Annotated in this window: 14 protein-coding genes and 1 tRNA gene; 8 read left to right on the top strand and 7 right to left on the bottom strand. The window is 70.5% G+C overall.

What is annotated here, in order from left to right; all coding sequences use genetic code 11:
• Window positions 1-279 precede the first annotated feature (279 nt).
• Complete coding sequence (locus BMY07_RS21490; protein ID WP_177215691.1) at window positions 280-3,177, top strand: AfsR/SARP family transcriptional regulator; 2,898 nt, start codon at window positions 280-282, stop codon at window positions 3,175-3,177.
• A gap of 368 nt (window positions 3,178-3,545) precedes the next feature.
• On the opposite strand, the gene BMY07_RS21495 is transcribed toward BMY07_RS21490, so the two are convergent.
• From BMY07_RS21495 to BMY07_RS21505, 3 genes are all read right to left on the bottom strand, one after another.
• Window positions 3,546-4,004: a hypothetical protein gene (locus tag BMY07_RS21495; RefSeq protein ID WP_092781539.1), complete on the bottom strand. Its 459-nt coding sequence runs from the start codon at window positions 4,002-4,004 to the stop codon at window positions 3,546-3,548.
• Window positions 4,005-4,096: 92 nt separating this feature from the next.
• Window positions 4,097-4,813, bottom strand: a complete 717-nt coding sequence (locus BMY07_RS21500; RefSeq protein WP_177215692.1) for a Crp/Fnr family transcriptional regulator — start codon at window positions 4,811-4,813, stop codon at window positions 4,097-4,099.
• A 142-nt stretch (window positions 4,814-4,955) separates the two neighbouring features.
• On the bottom strand, window positions 4,956-5,819 hold the full coding sequence (locus BMY07_RS21505; RefSeq protein WP_218150721.1) for an exodeoxyribonuclease III: 864 nt from the start codon (window positions 5,817-5,819) through the stop codon (window positions 4,956-4,958).
• Window positions 5,820-5,862: 43 nt separating this feature from the next.
• Here BMY07_RS21505 and BMY07_RS21510 point away from each other — a divergent pair, with 43 nt between their 5' ends.
• Window positions 5,863-6,462, top strand: a complete 600-nt coding sequence (locus BMY07_RS21510; protein WP_092781548.1) for a nitroreductase family protein — start codon at window positions 5,863-5,865, stop codon at window positions 6,460-6,462.
• Here the strand turns inward: BMY07_RS21510 and BMY07_RS21515 are convergent.
• A complete protein-coding gene (locus tag BMY07_RS21515; protein WP_092781551.1) occupies window positions 6,459-8,024 on the bottom strand; it encodes a methyl-accepting chemotaxis protein in 1,566 nt (521 codons plus the stop codon). The genes BMY07_RS21510 and BMY07_RS21515 overlap by 4 nt on opposite strands.
• Before the next feature lie 151 nt (window positions 8,025-8,175).
• Window positions 8,176-8,952: a helix-turn-helix domain-containing protein gene (locus BMY07_RS21520; RefSeq protein WP_092781554.1), complete on the bottom strand. Its 777-nt coding sequence runs from the start codon at window positions 8,950-8,952 to the stop codon at window positions 8,176-8,178.
• A gap of 102 nt (window positions 8,953-9,054) precedes the next feature.
• On the opposite strand from BMY07_RS21520, the gene BMY07_RS21525 reads away from it, so the two are divergent.
• Window positions 9,055-9,465 carry a hypothetical protein gene (locus BMY07_RS21525; RefSeq protein WP_092781557.1) on the top strand — a complete coding sequence of 137 codons (411 nt, stop codon included), beginning with the start codon at window positions 9,055-9,057 and terminating at the stop codon, window positions 9,463-9,465.
• Window positions 9,462-10,379, top strand: coding sequence for an LLM class flavin-dependent oxidoreductase (locus BMY07_RS21530; protein ID WP_177215693.1), 918 nt, complete (start codon window positions 9,462-9,464; stop codon window positions 10,377-10,379). The genes BMY07_RS21525 and BMY07_RS21530 overlap by 4 nt, the downstream gene beginning before the upstream one ends.
• Window positions 10,380-10,521: 142 nt before the next feature.
• On the opposite strand, the gene BMY07_RS21535 is transcribed toward BMY07_RS21530, so the two are convergent.
• Together BMY07_RS21535 and BMY07_RS21540 are read right to left on the bottom strand one after the other, a co-directional pair.
• Window positions 10,522-11,067, bottom strand: coding sequence for a snapalysin family zinc-dependent metalloprotease (locus tag BMY07_RS21535; protein ID WP_092781563.1), 546 nt, complete (start codon window positions 11,065-11,067; stop codon window positions 10,522-10,524).
• Window positions 11,068-11,636: 569 nt separating this feature from the next.
• Window positions 11,637-11,709 (bottom strand) — tRNA-Lys (locus BMY07_RS21540).
• 247 nt (window positions 11,710-11,956) lie between these two features.
• Here BMY07_RS21540 and BMY07_RS35910 point away from each other — a divergent pair.
• Genes BMY07_RS35910 through BMY07_RS21560 form a run of 4 tightly spaced genes read left to right on the top strand, consistent with a single transcriptional unit; the run spans window position 11,957 to window position 15,868 of the window.
• Window positions 11,957-12,871, top strand: a complete 915-nt coding sequence (locus BMY07_RS35910; RefSeq protein ID WP_092781566.1) for a DMT family transporter — start codon at window positions 11,957-11,959, stop codon at window positions 12,869-12,871.
• 36 nt (window positions 12,872-12,907) lie between these two features.
• Window positions 12,908-13,732: an isocitrate lyase/PEP mutase family protein gene (locus BMY07_RS21550; RefSeq protein ID WP_092781569.1), complete on the top strand. Its 825-nt coding sequence runs from the start codon at window positions 12,908-12,910 to the stop codon at window positions 13,730-13,732.
• A gap of 20 nt (window positions 13,733-13,752) precedes the next feature.
• Complete coding sequence (locus tag BMY07_RS21555) at window positions 13,753-14,781, top strand: saccharopine dehydrogenase (protein ID WP_092781572.1); 1,029 nt, start codon at window positions 13,753-13,755, stop codon at window positions 14,779-14,781.
• Entirely contained in the window at window positions 14,774-15,868 is a 1,095-nt protein-coding gene (locus tag BMY07_RS21560; protein ID WP_092781575.1) for a saccharopine dehydrogenase family protein, read from the top strand. The genes BMY07_RS21555 and BMY07_RS21560 overlap by 8 nt, the downstream gene beginning before the upstream one ends.
• Window positions 15,869-15,874 lie beyond the last annotated feature (6 nt).

Raw genomic sequence — 15,874 nt, forward strand, 5'->3', positions numbered from 1 at the left:
CACCGCGTCCGCACAGTCCGCCACCGCCCCGCGTCTATCCCCACGGGCACCGAGGCCCATTCGATCTCTTCCACCCTTCCCCACCCCCTGTGGTCACTGGACTCACCCGCCCAACGGTGGCGGTGGGACCGGACAGTTCCCTTTCAGTCGGCTGTCGGACGCCGATCACCCGTGGTAACGATTCAGTAACGCCGCCCTGGTGCGGTGCGACGCCGGTCACAGTCGCGCGACACTCGGGGTTCACCAGCCCCGGCACGCGCGCCGGAGGAGGAAGCGCCGGTGGACATCCGCATCCTTGGCCCCATCCGGCTGCACGGACGGATCTGGCGGGCCACGCACCTCAAGCCGCGCAGCCTCATCGCGCTGCTGCTGGTCCACGCCAACAAGCCGGTCAGCAGGGACCGCATGATCGAGTACCTGTGGGACGACGACTGCCCACCGGACGCCCGCCAGACGCTGAGCACCTACGTGGCGCGGGCGAAGCGGGCCCTCGAACGCGCGGTGGCGGGCGCGCGGATCACCAGGATCAGCGGCGGGTACTCGCTGCTGCTCGACGCCGACCGGGTGGACTTCCACCGGTTCCGCTCGCTGGTCGCCGAGAGCGAGGCGGTCGACGACCCGGTGCGAGCCGCGCAGCTGCTGGAACTCGCGGTCGACCTGTGGCGCGACGGGTACCCGCTCGGCGAGAGCGACACGTCCTCCGCCAGGCGCATGCGCGACGACCTGGTCCGCGGCGAGCTCATCCCCGCCTACCGGGCGCTGTTCGACGCCAAGCTCGCCGTCGGCGACCACGGGTACGTGCTGGACGAGTTACCCGCGGTCCTCGACCAGCGCCCCTACGACGAACACCTGGCCGCGCAGCACATGCGCGCCATGGACGCCGCGGGCCGGGCCAGGGACATCCCCGACTTTCACCGCGCCTTCGTCGAGCGCTACACGGCCGAGTACGGCAGCCCACCGGACCTGCGGGTGCGAAAGCCGCAGGACAGCGCGGTGCCCGAGACACCGCGCCCCGCCCTCGCCGACCTCCCGAGGGACAACCCGTACTTCATCGGCCGCGACGACGTGCTGCACCGGCTCGACGAGGCGACCACCCGCCGCGACGCCCTGGTCGCCATCGACGGCCCACCCGGCATCGGGAAGTCCGCCCTGATCGTGCACTGGGTGCGGGCCAGGATGGACCACTTCCCGGACGGAGTGCTCTACAAGAACATGCAGGGCTTCTCGGCCTCCGCACCGCTGGACCCGGCCGACGTGATGGCCGACTTCCTGCTGTCGCTGGGCACACCGAGCACCGAGGTGCCGCCGAAGCAGAACCGCGCCGCGCTGCTGCGGCGGTCGGTCAGCGGCAAACGGCTGATCGTCGTCCTGGACAACGTGAGCGACGCCGACCACGCGCGGCCGCTGCTCGCCGCGACGAACCTGTGCCCGGTGATCATCTCCAGCAGGCGCTCGCTCACCAGCCTCGCGCTGTCGGACAACGCGTACCTCATCAACCTGCAACCGCTCGCTGACCGGTTGCGCGTCGAACTGCTGCGCGGTCGGCTCGGCCCCCGGATCGCCGCGGACCCGACCGCTGCCAACGCGATCGCCGCGCTGACCGACGGGTTCCCGCTGGCGCTGCTGATCGCCGGGGAGCACATCGCGACCAGGCCATCGGTGTCCCTGCGCGACCTGGCCGCCCAGTTGCGGGACCGCATCCTCGACGCGGGCGGCGCCGAGGACAACACCCTGCGAACGGTGTTCTCCTGGTCCGTCAACCACCTGGGAGCGGCGGAGCGGCGGCTGTTCGACCTGCTCGGCGTGCACCCGCTGCCCATGTTCAGCGGCTCGGTCGCCACCGCGATCAGCGGGGCTTCCCGCGCGAGCACGGAACAGGCCGTCGACCGCCTGCTCAGCGCGCGGCTGTTGGAGCAGGAAGGCGCCGACCACTACCGGATGCACGACCTGTTGCACGTCCTCGCCGCGGAGCGGTCGACCGAGCACGCCGATCACGGACAAGCACGGCAGCGCATGGTGGACTGGTACGTCCTGTCCGCCAACGCCGCCCGCCACCACGCCACCCCCGACAGCAACGAGGTTCCCGAACTCGCCGCGACGAGCGAGGTCGAGCCCATGCACTTCACCGACGCCGAGTCCGCGCTGACCTGGTTCGGCGTGGAGCGGCCGAACCTGATGGAGGTCATCCGGCTGGCCTCGCGGGCGGGCATGGGCGCGCAACTGTGGCGCCTGTCCGCGGCGGTCTACGAACCGATCCGCAGGCTGGGGTACCTGCACGAGGCGATGGAAGCCAGCAGGCTCGGGATCAGCGGCGCGGAGGCGGACGGGGATGTCATCGGCCAGGCGGGGAGCGTCAACAACCTCGGCCGAATCTTCGAACTCCTGCACGAGGACACCGAGGCGACCAGGCAGTACGAGCGGGCGCTCGACCTGTTCCTCTCCATCGGACACACATACGGGCAAGCCGTGTGCCTGCACAACCTCGCCACGGTGGCGATGCGGGGCAACAACTTCTCCGACGCCGTGGAGCACTACCGGCGCAGCCTGACACTTCTCGAACAGACCGACGGTTCGACGTGGGCCATCGCGAAGGTCCACAGCCGACTCGGCGACCTGTCCGCCAGGCTCGACGACGTCGACGAAGCGCGCGTGCAGTACCACCTGTCGCTGGGCCTGGCCAAGCAGATCGGGGACACCGCGGGCGCCGCCACCACGGTGACCGCCCTCGCCCGGCTGCACCTGGGCGTCGAGCAGTTCACCACGGCTGTCGACTACGCGACGGCGGCGCTGCCGATGCACCAGCAGGTCATGAACCGAGCGGGCACGGCGACGACCCTGTTGGTGCTCGCGGAGGCCTACCTGGAGCTCAACGGCGGCGGCACGGTGGAAGCCGAGGCGGCAGCGGGGATCTACCAGGAGTTGCAGGACCAGCACGGACGCGCGGACGCGCTGGAGGTCCTCGGTCGCTGCCACAGCTCCGCAGGCGCTCACCTCCGCGCGGCCGCGACCTGGCAGGAGTGCGCGAAGTTGTTGGCGCCGTTGGACAAGGTCAGGGCACAGCGGGTGAGCGGCTGGGTCCACGAGGCACAGGCCCGGGTCGCCGGGAGCGTCCCCGACCCACGACTACCGACGCCGCTGGACGACTCGGCGGAGCCCACTCGCCCGATGCCCCGCTAGGACATGTCGAACCAGTTCGTCACAAGCAGAACCAAGTTGCCGAATCCGCCGAGCACACCGAGCTGGGCAATGTGGTCGATTGTCTGCAGAATCAATTTGTGTCCCTGTAGTGGTGGACTTCCCCGTCGGCGTGGCGAGTTGCCGCGCTTCTGCGGAGTTTGACACACCACAACCACAGGGATTTCAGGGGGTCACCAGTACGAGCGTCACACTTAAGTGGTGCGCCGACGACGTTCGGGACGCTCCGATGCATCTCAGCCGAGAATCGGATCGTCAACACACGTTGAGGCCATGAAGGCGCATCTCGGCACGCCGTGATGCATTCGTGCATCAATTCGCGCGGCTATGGCGCGCGATTGGACAACCGCTCAGCGCCAAAGAGGCGTGGGGGACTGGCGGTGGGCTGGGCGCCAGCCTGGGGTCCAGAGCCAGAGCGAGGTGGTGTGGCGGTGGAGCCTGTGGAAGTCGGGAGTGGGGTGGGCGGTTCTGGGGACCTGGTCGGAGATGAGGACGGCGAGGGTGGCGTCTGGGGCCTCGTCCAGGGCGTCGGTCAGGGCGGGGGTGGCGAGGAGGGCTCGGGTGGCCGCGGGGTCGCCGAAGTGGAGGGTGACGCGGAGGCGGAGGCGGGAGCGGTGGGCGTTGTGCTCGGCCAGTTCGACGTCGACGGCGCGGAGGAAGCGGTCGACGCCGCCGGGGACCGGGCCGGAGGCGGTGAGGGTGCCGCTGAGCGGCGGGCCGGGTTGCCAGCGGACGGTCAGTCCGGCGGCGTCGACGGCGGTGGTCACGACCTTCTCGGCGTCCGGCGCACAGGACCCGATGGCAGCCACGCAGAGTCGTGGAACCCCTCCGCCGATCGGTGCCATGGATTGAGCCTTTCGTGTCGCCAAGGGATGCGATCGACACTCTCCGGCACTTGAGGCTAGGGCACTACGCACGGGGGCGGATTCTCGCCCCAGCCCGCGATCCGGCTCAGCCGCGGCAGGTCGGTGATCCGGATCCGGCGGTAGGCCTTGCTGATCACCTGCTCTTGTTCCAGGTCAGCCAGGGCTTTCTCCACGGTGCGGTTGGCCAGGCCTGCCATGTAGCCGAGCTCGTGCTGGGTGAGCTGGATGCGCAGTTCCCAGTGGTCACCCACCCGTTCGCCGTAGTAGGTGGCCAGCTCGACCAGCAGCCTGGCCAGCTTCACCCGGCCGTCCTTGATCGTGGCGTCCACCCGGCGGCGGTTGGCCCACCTGAGCCGGGAGCTGATCATCCGGCTGACCTCGATCCCCAGGTCGGGGTACTCCGTGAGCAGGGCGCGCAAGCGGTTGCGGTGCACCGAGCGGACCACCAGCGCGGTCGCCGCCTGGACCGTGGCCGAGCGGCGGGCCTCCGGGTCGATCGCGCCCATCTCGCCGACCATGTCACCGGCGACGCGGATGCCGAGCAGGCTCTTCGTGCCGCTTGCGGTCTCGACGAACACCTTCACGGCGCCCTCCATGATCAGGAAGGCGATGTCCCCCTCTTCGTCCTGGCGCACCAGGTAGTGGTTGCGCGGGTACCGGATCTCGGAGCCTGCCGCGAGCAGCGCGGCCCGCGTTCGCTCCGAGAGCGACCCGAGCAGGGTGGTCGACGGCCAGTCGGAATCAGCACCCACGTCGTCTCCCGTCTGTCGTACGGACGACGGTAAGAACGAACGCACCGGACCCGCCGAAGCAGCGCGGCGCTGTCACCCCGATGCCGACCGGGTGTCCCGGATCAGCCCACGATGACCGGGGAAACGTGCACTCCGCGTGTCCCTATTGAGACTGAGGGAGTTTGGCTGTCTTACCCGGAGCGGACGGCGGTGGCACTACCGGGCCGATGTCGCCATCAGGGGCTACATCGAGGTCGACGATCACCGGTGCGTGGTCACTAGGACCAGTTCCCTTACGCGCCTGGCGATCGACCCAAGCGGCGGCAACCCTACCGGCCACCGGTGAGCCTGCCAGCACGAGGTCGATGCGCATGCCGAGGTCCCGATGGAACATGCCGCCGCGGTAATCCCAGTAGCTGAAGAACCTGCTATTAGGCCACCTGTCGCGGACAACATCGTGCAGCCCTGTATTGAGCAATTCGGCGAGGGCAGCGCGCTCTGGCGGAGTTACGTGGGTGTGGCCGACATACGCCGCCGGATCGAAGACGTCCGCGTCAGTTGGCGCAATGTTGATGTCACCGCACACCATGACCTCATCCGGTCCAGCGGCAATCTCGTCTCGGAGCGCGGCGAGCCAGGCGAGCTTGTAGTGGTAATGGTCGGAGTCAGGCTCGCGTCCATTAGGCACATAGACGGAGTGGACGCGCACACCGCCGCAGGTAGCGGAAACGGCGCGCGCCTCCGGATCGGGGAACCCCGGCCCGCCAGGGATTCCGCGCACCACATCTTCTATGCCTACCCGCGACAGGATGGCCACACCATTCCACTGCACTTCACCGTTGAGCGCGATCTCGTACCCGCGCTCCGCGAGAGGCTCACGCAGCAACTTCGCGAACGCCTCGTCGGCGAGTTTCGTCTCCTGCAGGCACACCACGTCGGGTGACCGTTCGTCCAGCCACGGCAGCAACCTGGGCAGCCGCTGCTTCACCGAGTTCACGTTCCAAGTCGCCACGCGCACCCGGCCCACGTTAGCCCTAGCCAGGCCGCGCTGCGCGAGTACGTTGACGCGTATGGAGTTCTCCGAGGTGGTCCGACGACGTCGGATGGTGCGCCACTACTCAGACCAACCGCTCGCCCCCGAGGTCATCGACCGCGTTCTGTCCAACGCGCTGCGCGCACCCTCGGCCGGGTTCTCCCAGGGGTGGGCATTCCTGGCTCTTACCGAACCTGAGGACAGGGCGCGGTTCTGGCCGTACGTGCCCACGCGCGTGGAACAGACGCCCACGATGCAAGACGCGCCGCTGGTCGTTGTCCCTCTCGCGCACAAGCAGACCTACCTGGAGCGGTACGCCGAGCCGGACAAGGGTTGGGAAGATCGCGCGGAGAGCCGTTGGCCCGCCCCTTACTGGCACATCGACACCGGCATGGCAGCGCTACTGATGCTGCTGACAGCCGTGGACGAGGGCCTCGGAGCGTGCTTCTTCGGGATCATGCCCGAGAACCTCGACCCCGTCCGCACGGAGTTCGGCATCCCCGCCGAGTACCACCCCATCGGCGCCATCACCGTCGGCTACCGCGCGGCAGACCTACCGGACCAGCCCGCTCGTATCGCTGAACGCAGGCGTGGCGCCGGTGAGGTCATCCACCGCGGGCAGTGGGGCAAGCACTAGTAGGAGAAGGTGCCGATGAGGTCGTTGACCTGACGGGCGGTCGCGGTCAGCGTCGCGGCCGACCGCTGGGTCGCCGCCGCGCCGTCCGCGGTGGACGTGGCGCTGCTGGAGATCCCGTCCAGCGACTCCCTGATCTGCCCGGTGGTGCGGCTGACCTCGCCGACGCTGGTCGTGATGCCCTGCGTGGTGCGGGTCTGCTCGTCGACGGCGGTGCCGATCTCCTGCTGGCCGTCGTTGATCCGGGTGATCACCGAGCGGATGGAGTCGATCGCCTCGACCGCCTCGCCGGTCATCACCTGGATCACGCCGATCTTGGTCTTGACGTTCTCGGTGGCCTGCGCCGTCTCCTGCGCCAGGTCCTTGACCTCGCTGGCGACCACGGCGAAGCCCTTGCCCGCGGCGCCGGCCCGCGCGGCCTCGATGGTGGCGTTGAGGGCGAGCAGGTTGGTCTGCTCGGCGATCGAGGTGATCGCGCGGACGATCTCGTCGATCTCCCTGCTCGCCGCGCGCAGCCGCTGCACCCCGTTCGCGGTGTCCTCGGCGGCCCGCACGGCCTGCGCGGACACCGACTGGGCGTCGGAGCTGGCCTTGGACACGCTGTCCACCGACGACCCGATCTGCGCCGACGCGGCGGCGATCTCGGTGATGGTGGTGGTCACCCGGCCCGCGGACTCGGCGACCTCGTTCGTGCGGGCCAGCGTCTCGGCGGCGGCGGTCCCCAGCCTGCCGGACACCTGGTCCAGGTCGGCGCCGGCGGCGAGCAGGGTCGCGGTGCCCTCACCCATCGACGTCAGCACCTCGCTCATGGACGCCGCCGTCGCGTTGAAGGCCTCGGCCATCTCACCGAGCTCGTCGCCGCGGACCAGGTCGACGCGGGTGGTCAGGTCGCGAGCCGCCATCGACTTGAGCGCGCGCACCATGGTCATCAGCGGGCCCCGGATCGCCCGGATCGTCCACGCCGAGATGGCCACGAACGCCACGGCGGCGGCGAGCCCGCAGAGCAGGATCAGGAGGAGGTTGGTGGTGCCGACCGAGTCGGCGCCGGCGCGCTGCTGCTCGACGGCGGCGGAGAGCTGGTCGTCGAGCGAGCCGAGCTTGTCCTCCAGCTGGCTGAACGCGTCGAGGAAGGCGGGCACGAGCGCCCTGGCCGCCTGCGGGTCGGTCTTCGCCGCCGCGACGATGTCCCCGGCCTTGGCGGTGTAGTCCAGCACCGCGGCCCGCGTCTGGGTGAACCCGGCCCGCAGGTCGTCCGGCGCCCCGGCCGTGGCGGCGTCGAACTTCGCCACCATCGTCTCGGCATGCTCGGCGACCTCCGCCGCCCCGAAGTCCGCCACATCAGCAGCGGTCTGCGCGGCGATCGCGGCCATGACATCACCGCGGATCGCGTCGTGCATCATGTCGGCGTTCCACTGCGCGCTCATCGCCGCGCTGACACCCGCCAGCTCATTGGTCGTGTCCGACTGGTCGTGGGTGGCGTTGGCCGCGACCCCCGCCATCGCCCCGAGAGCGGCAAAGCCGACGCCCGCCATCACCAGCAGGCGAAACCGGATGCTCAGGCTCATGACACTCCCTCTCGGTACACGTGTCGGAGGTATTGGCACCGGCGTGCGTGAGCTGAAGGTTTCCCCACCCAGCCGCCCGAACGGGGCAGCGAGGTGACGCTGCGTACGGGTCTATCCCCAGGTCAGCCCAGCGACCGCGACCAACTGGCCATCACCACACGCCTCTGTTCGATGCCGAGCGGCGCAGCAAGGTCGCGGTGGGTTCGTCCGCGGGGAGAAACGCTTCCAGGCGTAGTTCCGCGACTGTCACGTCCACTGCCGTGGCGAAGTGGGTAAGCGTCGTCAGCAGGTGCAAGTCGCCGCTGGTTGTCCGCAAGTGGAGTGGTGTGGCGAACCCGAGGCTGGATGTGGATGGCCGCGCGGGTGCGTACGACATCAGTTCGGCTATCAGCGCGTCCAGTTCGGGGTCCGGTGCGCGGGCGGCCTGGGTCGACAGGGCGTCGATGACGTGCCAGGACCATTCGGGGAGGTTGGTGATGGCGGGGGCCAGGCCGGTGGGGTGGAGCAGGAGGCGGGGGATGTTGGTGGGGGGCTTGAGAAGGTCGGGGGCGGCGGCGCTGGTCAGGGAGTGGAAGGCGTTGTTGGCGGAGATCAGGTTTCCGTGGCGGTTGACGACGATGGCCGGGTACGGGTTGTGGGCGTGCAGGATCTGGTCGACGGCGGCGCGGATCGGGGTCAGCCGGTGGTCGTCCCACGGGGTTTCCGGGTAGGCCGGGGCATAGCCCGCGGAAAGCAGGAGGAGGTTCCGCTCGCGCAGGGGGACGTCCAGCGATTCGGCGAGGCGGATGACCATGCCGCGGCCGGGGGTCGAGCGGCCGCTCTCGATGAAGCTGAGGTGGCGTTGGGTGGTGCCCGCGCGCAGGGCCAGGTCGATCTGGCTGATCTTGCGGCGGAGGCGCCAAGAGCGCAGGTCGTCGGCGAAGCGCACGGTGTCCTGTGTAGTCCTGCGGGGACCGCTCGGCTATTCCTCGCCGGGAATTGCCCGGCCGCGGGCATCGCGGGCACGGTGACCGCGACCCGAGGAGGAGTCTTGTCCGATCTCATCGACCTGGCCGACCGCTACGTGGCGGTGTGGAACGAACCCGACCCGGACGCGCGCAGCGCTGCCGTCGCCGGGCTGTGGGCTGTGGGTGGTCGTCACGTCCTGCAACCGCCGCAGGAGGTGGTGCGGGTGGCGGCGGAGCTGGGCCTCAGCACCACTTTCGAGGCACAGGGCCACGGCGAGCTCACCGAGCGGGTGCGCCTCGCCTACGAGGAGTTCGTGGCCCCCGGGCTGTACGCGTTCCGCCGCAGGGACGACGTCCGGCGCCTGCGTGACCTCGTCAAGTTCACCTGGGAGATGGTGGCGGCCGATGGCGCGGTGGCGGGTGTCGGCACCGAGGTGCTCGTGCTCGACGCCGAGGGTCGGATCGTCGCGGACTACCAGTTCATCGAGTCGTGAGCGCGAGCTTCGGGTACCTGCTGCCCACCTTCGCGCAGGCAGGCCTCGACGACCTGGTCGAGCTGGGTAGGCAGGCCGAGGACCTGGGTCTCGACGCCGTCTGGGTGCCCGACAGCCCGCTGGTCTACGGCCTGCCGGACCCGCTGGTGCTGCTCTCCGCCCTGGCCGCGACCACCGAGCGGATCACCATCGCCACCGGCGTGCTGCTCGGCGCCCTGCGCCACCCCGTGCTCCTCGCGCACAGCCTCGCCACTCTGGACCGCCTGGCCCGCGGTCGCCTGGTCGTCGGGCTCGGCTCCGGCTTCACCGATCCGGCCACCGAGCGCCAGTTCGCCGCCCTCGGCGTCCCGTTCCGCGACCGCGGCGAGCGGCTGGCGGAGTCGATCACCGTGCTCCGTTCCCTGTGGACCGGGGCGCCCATCACCCAGGCGGGCAGGCACTTCACCTTCCACGACGTCGCGCTGTCCCCACTGCCGCACTCCGCCTCGGGCCCGCCGATCTGGCTCGCCGGGTCTGGTGCGCGGGCCGAGGCGCGGGTCGGTCGCCTGGCTGACGGCTGGCTGCCCTATCCGCCCACAGTGGACCGTTTCGTCGACGGGTGGCGACGCGTCCAGGCCGCTGCCGCCGGACGCACCGACCCGCCCGTGCCGGGGTTGTACGCCACGATCGCCGTCGACTCGTCGGCCGACAAAGCCCAGCAACGCCTTCGGACCGTGGTTGAGCAGTGGTACGGCTATCCGTTCGACGCCGTGTCAGCGCTTCAGGCCATGTTCGCGGGCACTCCGGCCGGAGTGCGTGACTGGTTGGAGCCGTACCTGGAGGCAGGCGTGCGCACGGTCGTCCTACGGGTTGCCGACGACCAGCTGCGGCGTGGGCTGGAGACCGCGGCCGCCGTCCGTGCGCTGTTCACCTGATGCTTCACCGGTTGCGGGGGTGGGAACGTGGTGGGAGCGGGTCCGCGCCGGGTGGTTCTGTTGTGCGGGCCCGCTCCTCGGGGAAGCGGGTGTGAAGGGGTGCCACAGGAGCGGGTCACTGGCCCGCTCCTGTGGCTGGGGGTCACGCCGCGGCGAAGACGGCGCCCTCGAACGGAGCGGGCGCGGGGGCGGCCACGCGGCCGGTCCAGAAGCGTTGCACGGCGGCCAGTTCCGCGGTGCTGGGCTGGGCGTTGGAGCAGCGGCCGCCCGCCATGACCTTGGCGCAGTTGCCGATGTCGGAGGGGTGGTTGAGGCTGAGGATGTGGCCGAACTCGTGGACCACCACGCGCAGCGAGCTGGCGCCGGAGCTGGTGATCTGGTTGCGGTAGAAGTAGATCTGGCCCCGGGTGCAGCCCACGCAGCTCGCGGTGCCCGGCGCCGAGCCGTTCTGCGCGGTGGTGATCGTGATGCCGCCGGTGCCGCGGACGAGCTTGACGCTGGTCACGCCCGCGTTCCAGATCTGCACGGCCTGGTCGACGGTCGAGGCGAGCTCGGCGGCGCGGCTGGAGTCGTAGTAGATGGTGCGGACGAGGGCCTGCTGGGGCGCCGCGGTCGCGGCGGGCGGGGCGGCCAGCGCGACGACGGCGAAGACGCCGAGGACCGCGGCCAGGAACCTGCTTCGGGACATGGGGAAAAGCTCCTTCGACGTTCCCGTGGGACGTGGAACACTGTGCGGGGTGTGTTCCCGGGTCTTCCCAACCTAAAGGCGAGCCTGCGGAGCGGGGACCCAACAGGGCGGCATAACTCTTCCCATTGTTCGCGCCCAAGCGTGCGCACACGTGCTCGGCCCGGACGACTCGTGCCTGGTCAGGGCATCACCGGTTGCGGGTATGGGAACGCCGAGGTGGCACACCCACTGCCAGGCCTAAGTTCGTCTCGTCTGCTTTTCCGTGGGCAGACAGGCGCGGGAGTGGGCGGAAGGCCTCATCACCACTCCCGTTTCCACTCCCGCGCCATCCATAGCACTTTTCCATAGGAATTCCCGCTGGCCAGCGTTGGCGATAAACCGGTGTTCCCCTGGTCAGGCCAACCCCGGAGACTCCTCACTGCGGAGAGGGATGTGCTCCGCCCGCAGGGTGCGCGCTGCGATGGGTCTTGGAGGCTCGGCCTCGCCGAGACGAGCCCTCGTGAAGCCGCGAGCAGACCGTGGACAATCACCCACCCACAGCGTCGAAACCGCTGCTGACCTGCGAGAAGTGGGCCGCCTGGGGCTCGAACCCAGAACCTACGGATTAAAAGTCCGCAGCTCTACCAATTGAGCTAACGGCCCAGGGGGCCGAGTGTAGCGGCTGGGGTGGGGGCGGTGGGTGGGTGGACGACCGGGGTTCGGGGGGTGGTGTGGGTCACAGGGTGGGTACTGGCGGGAGTCGGGTGTTGCTGGAGAGTGATCGGGGGTGCGGAAAGCAGCCGGCGGGGGTGGGGATTCTGCCAATTCGGACAGGGGTGTGAATAAGCCGGTTGACGGGTTTAGAAGGGGGTGGGAGGCTCCCGGGAAACTGGGGTAATGGGGAGGCGTTGTGGATCGGCGGGCCGGGTGGGCGGCGGGGGTTTCCGCGGTTTTGTGGGCTTCTGCTTTTGTGGTGATCAGGGACGCTGCCCCGCATTTCTCGGCGGGGGCGCTGGCGCAGGGGCGGTTGGTCAGCGGGGCGTTGGCGCTGGTGTTGTTCCTGGTCGTGCAGCGTGAGGGGCTTCCGGGGCGGGGGGCTTGGCCGGGGATCATCGGGTCGGGGGTGTTGTGGTTCGGGGGGTACATGGTCATTTTGAACTGGGGGGAGAAACTGGTCGACGCGGGGACCGCGGCTATGGTGGTCAACATCGGGCCCATTTTGATCGCGGTACTCGGCGGGTGGCTTCTGCAAGAAGGATTTCCGCCTCGGTTGGTCGCGGGGATGGCGATTTCGTTCGCGGGCGCGATCGTGGTGGGGGTGTCCACTTCGCAATCCGGGACCGCGTCGGTGTTGGGGATCGTGTTGTGCCTGGGAGCGGCGATCAGCTACGCGGGCGGGGTGGTGCTGCAGAAGCCCGCCCTGCGGCACGGGTCCGCGCTCCAGGTGACGACCTTCGGCTGCGTGATCGGCGCCGTGGCCACCCTCCCGTTCTCCGGGCAGCTCGTCGACGGGCTCCAGACGGCCCCCACCAGTTCCATCGTCGGCATGGTCTACCTGGGCCTGTTCCCCACCGCGCTGGCGTTCTACACCTGGGCGTACGCGCTCTCCCGGACCACCGCCGGGCGGATGGGCGCCACCACCTACGTCGTGCCCGCGCTGGTCCTGCTCATGTCGTGGCTGTTCCTCGGCGAGGTCCCCACCGCGCTGACCCTCGCCGGTGGCGCGCTCTGCCTGGCCGGTGTCGCGGTCGCCAGGAGCAAGCCCCGGGCGGACCGCTCACCCGTTCGGCTCACGCGAACGCGCCCGGATGGCGATGTGATCTAGCTTGGGCACCCACCCAGCCACCAGAGAGGGGCACCGATGTCCACCCAGCGCGATCGGGCCGAGGCGTTCGCCCAGCTGCACCGGGGGCCGGGCGCCTTCGTGCTGGCCAACGCGTGGGACGCGGGGACCGCGCGGCTGCTGGCCGGGCTCGGCTTCAGCGCGCTGGCCACGACCAGCGCCGGACTGGCGTTCGCGCTGGGTCGGGCGGACGCGGCGAACCAGGTGAGCAGGGACGAGACGCTGGCCAACGCCGAGGCGATCATCGCCGCGACCCCGCTGCCGGTGTCCGCCGACCTGGAGAACGGCTTCGGCGACCGGCCGGAGGACACCGCAGAGACCATCCGGCGGGCCGCGGCGGTTGGCCTGGTCGGCGGGTCGATCGAGGACGCGACCGGGCGCGAGGACGAGCGGGTCTACGACTTCGGGCTGGCCGTCGAGCGGATCGCCGCCGCCGCCGAGGCCGCCAGGGCGCTGCCGTTCCCGTTCACCCTCACCGCCCGCGCGGAGAACTTCCTCAACGGGCGGCCGGACCTCGACGACACCATCCGCAGGCTCCAGGCCTTCGCCGACGCGGGCGCCGACGTGCTCTACGCTCCCGGCCTGCCCGACCTCGACGCGATCAGGGCCGTGTGCGCGTCGGTCGACAAGCCGGTCAACGTGCTGGCCGCCGGACCGGCCGCGCGCTGCTCGGTCACCAAGCTCGGCGAACTCGGCGCCCGCCGGATCAGCCTCGGCTCGGCGTTGCCCAGGGCCGCGCTGACCGCGGCCGTGCTGGCCGCGCAGGAGATCGCCGAGTCGGGCACCTTCACCCTCACCACCGGCGCCATGAGCTACGCCCAGGCCGACGACCTGATCGACTGACCAGCCACGGAGGACGCCCGATGACCCACCTGTGGATGCGGCACGAGGTGCGACCCACCGAACGCCGCGCCCCGATCGTGCCCGACGACGCGCGCACCCTGGTCGACGCCGGGATCACCGTGACCGTCGAGGACTCCCCGCAGCGCGTGTTCGCCACCGACGACTACGCGGCCGCCGGGTGCGCCACCGCGGAGGCGGGGTCCTGGGTCGACGCCCCGGACGACGTGTTCGTGGTCGGCCTCAAGGAATTGCCGGAAACCCCGGCCGAGTTGCGCCACCGACACGTCTACTTCGGACACGCCTACAAGGGCCAGGACGGCGCGGCCGCGCTGCTCGACCGGTTCACCTCCGGCGGCGGCGCGCTGCTCGACCTCGAGTACCTGACCGACGCGAACGGCCGCAGACTGGCCGCCTTCGGTTACTGGGCCGGGTACATCGGCGCCGCGCTCGCCGTCCTGCACCTGCGCGGAACCCTCGACACCCCGTTGCGCCCGCAGACCCGCGACGAGCTGGACGCCGCGCTGCGGGGCACCGACGACATCCGCGCCATCGTGGTCGGGGCGCTCGGCCGCAGTGGTCGGGGCGCGCGCGACGCGTTGGCCGTCGCCGGGCTCGACGCGACCGCGTGGGACCTCGCCGAGACCCGCGACCTGGACAAACCCGCGCTGCTGGGGCACGACCTGCTGGTCAACACCGTGCTCACCACGACGCCGGTGCCACCGTTCGTCACCGACGCCGACCTCGACACCCCCGGCCGCAGGCTCGCCGTGATCTCGGACGTGACCTGCGACGTCACCTCCGACTGCAACGTGCTCCCGGTGTACGACCGGATCACCGACTGGGACGAACCGGCGCGCAGGCTGCGCACGGACAACCCGGTCGACATCATCGCCATCGACAACCTGCCGTCGCTGCTGCCCAGGGAGGCGAGCGTGGCGTTCTCCGCGGACTTGGCGCCCCTGCTGCGAGACCTCGACCACGGCGACGAGTGGGCCAGGGCGCTGGAGCACTTCCGCACCGGCGTGGCGAAGGAGGCCATCAGTGGCTGACACCGTGCACTGGGTCGGCACCGGCCTGTCCACCGGCGGCGGGGTCCGCGTGCTCGCCGACACCACCGACGTCGTCCTCTATGGACGGACGAGGGACAAGGCGGCCGCGTGCGTCGACCGGCTCGGGCTCACCGGCCGCGTCACGCCGCGCGCGCTCGACGAGCTGGAGCCGGGCCGCGGTGACGTCGTCGTGTCGATGCTGCCCGCGACGGAACACGTGCGGCTGCTGGAACTGAGCCTGGCCAACGGTTCCCACTACGCCAACACCAGCTACGTCTCCGACGAGATCGCCGGGTACGCCGACGCCGCCAAGGACGCCGGGGTCGTGCTGCTCACCGAGGCCGGGCTGGACCCGGGCATCGACCACCTGCTGGCGCACGACCTGGTGGCGCGCGCCGAGGTCGACGGTCCGGCGACGGCCGCGTTCACCTCGTACTGCGGCGGTATCCCGGCCGTGCCCAACGAGTTCCGGTACCGGTTCAGCTGGGCGCCGCGGGGCGTGCTGACCGCGCTGCTCTCGCCAGCCCGCTACATCGAGGGCGGCGTCGAGACCGTGGCCGAGCGGCCGTGGGAGGCGACCACCGGGCACGTGCTGCGCGGCGAGCGGTTCGAGGCGTACCCGAACCGCGACAGCCTGCCGTTCGTCGAGCAGTACCACCTGCCGAGCCGGTGGCGGCTGGAGCGGTTCGTGCGCGGGACGCTGCGGCTCGACGGCTGGCTCCAGGCGTGGGAGCCGGTATTCGCCGAATTGCGCGACCCCGATCCCGACCGGATCACCGCACTGGCAGCGGATCTGGCCGCCCGCTACCCGACGACCGAGACCGACCGGGACCGGGTCGTGCTGGCCGTGGCGCTGACGGTGCGCGGCGACGACGGCACGGAGTGGTCCGGCGAGCACGTGCTCGACGTGGTGGGCGACGACAACGACAGCGCGATGGCGCGGCTGGTGTCGACACCACTGGCCGCCGGGGTCGGCGACATCCTCGCCGGGGCACTGGAACCGGGGCTGCACCGGGCGGCGGAGACCGTCGACACGGCCAGGCGGTGGCTCGAAATCCTGGTGCGGCAGGGGATCGGCGCCAGCTAGGTTCCC

It is taken from the genome of Actinokineospora terrae, assembly GCF_900111175.1.
Classification (GTDB): Bacteria; Actinomycetota; Actinomycetes; order Mycobacteriales; family Pseudonocardiaceae; genus Actinokineospora; species Actinokineospora terrae.

Coding starts and splice junctions, on each gene's coding strand:
- BMY07_RS21510 (WP_092781548.1), top strand. CDS start 5,863: ATGGAGTTCTCCGAGGTGGTCCGACGACGTCGGATGGTGCGCCACTAC.
- BMY07_RS21515 (WP_092781551.1), bottom strand. CDS start 8,024: ATGAGCCTGAGCATCCGGTTTCGCCTGCTGGTGATGGCGGGCGTCGGC.
- BMY07_RS21535 (WP_092781563.1), bottom strand. CDS start 11,067: ATGTCCCGAAGCAGGTTCCTGGCCGCGGTCCTCGGCGTCTTCGCCGTC.
- BMY07_RS21550 (WP_092781569.1), top strand. CDS start 12,908: ATGTCCACCCAGCGCGATCGGGCCGAGGCGTTCGCCCAGCTGCACCGG.
- BMY07_RS21555 (WP_092781572.1), top strand. CDS start 13,753: ATGACCCACCTGTGGATGCGGCACGAGGTGCGACCCACCGAACGCCGC.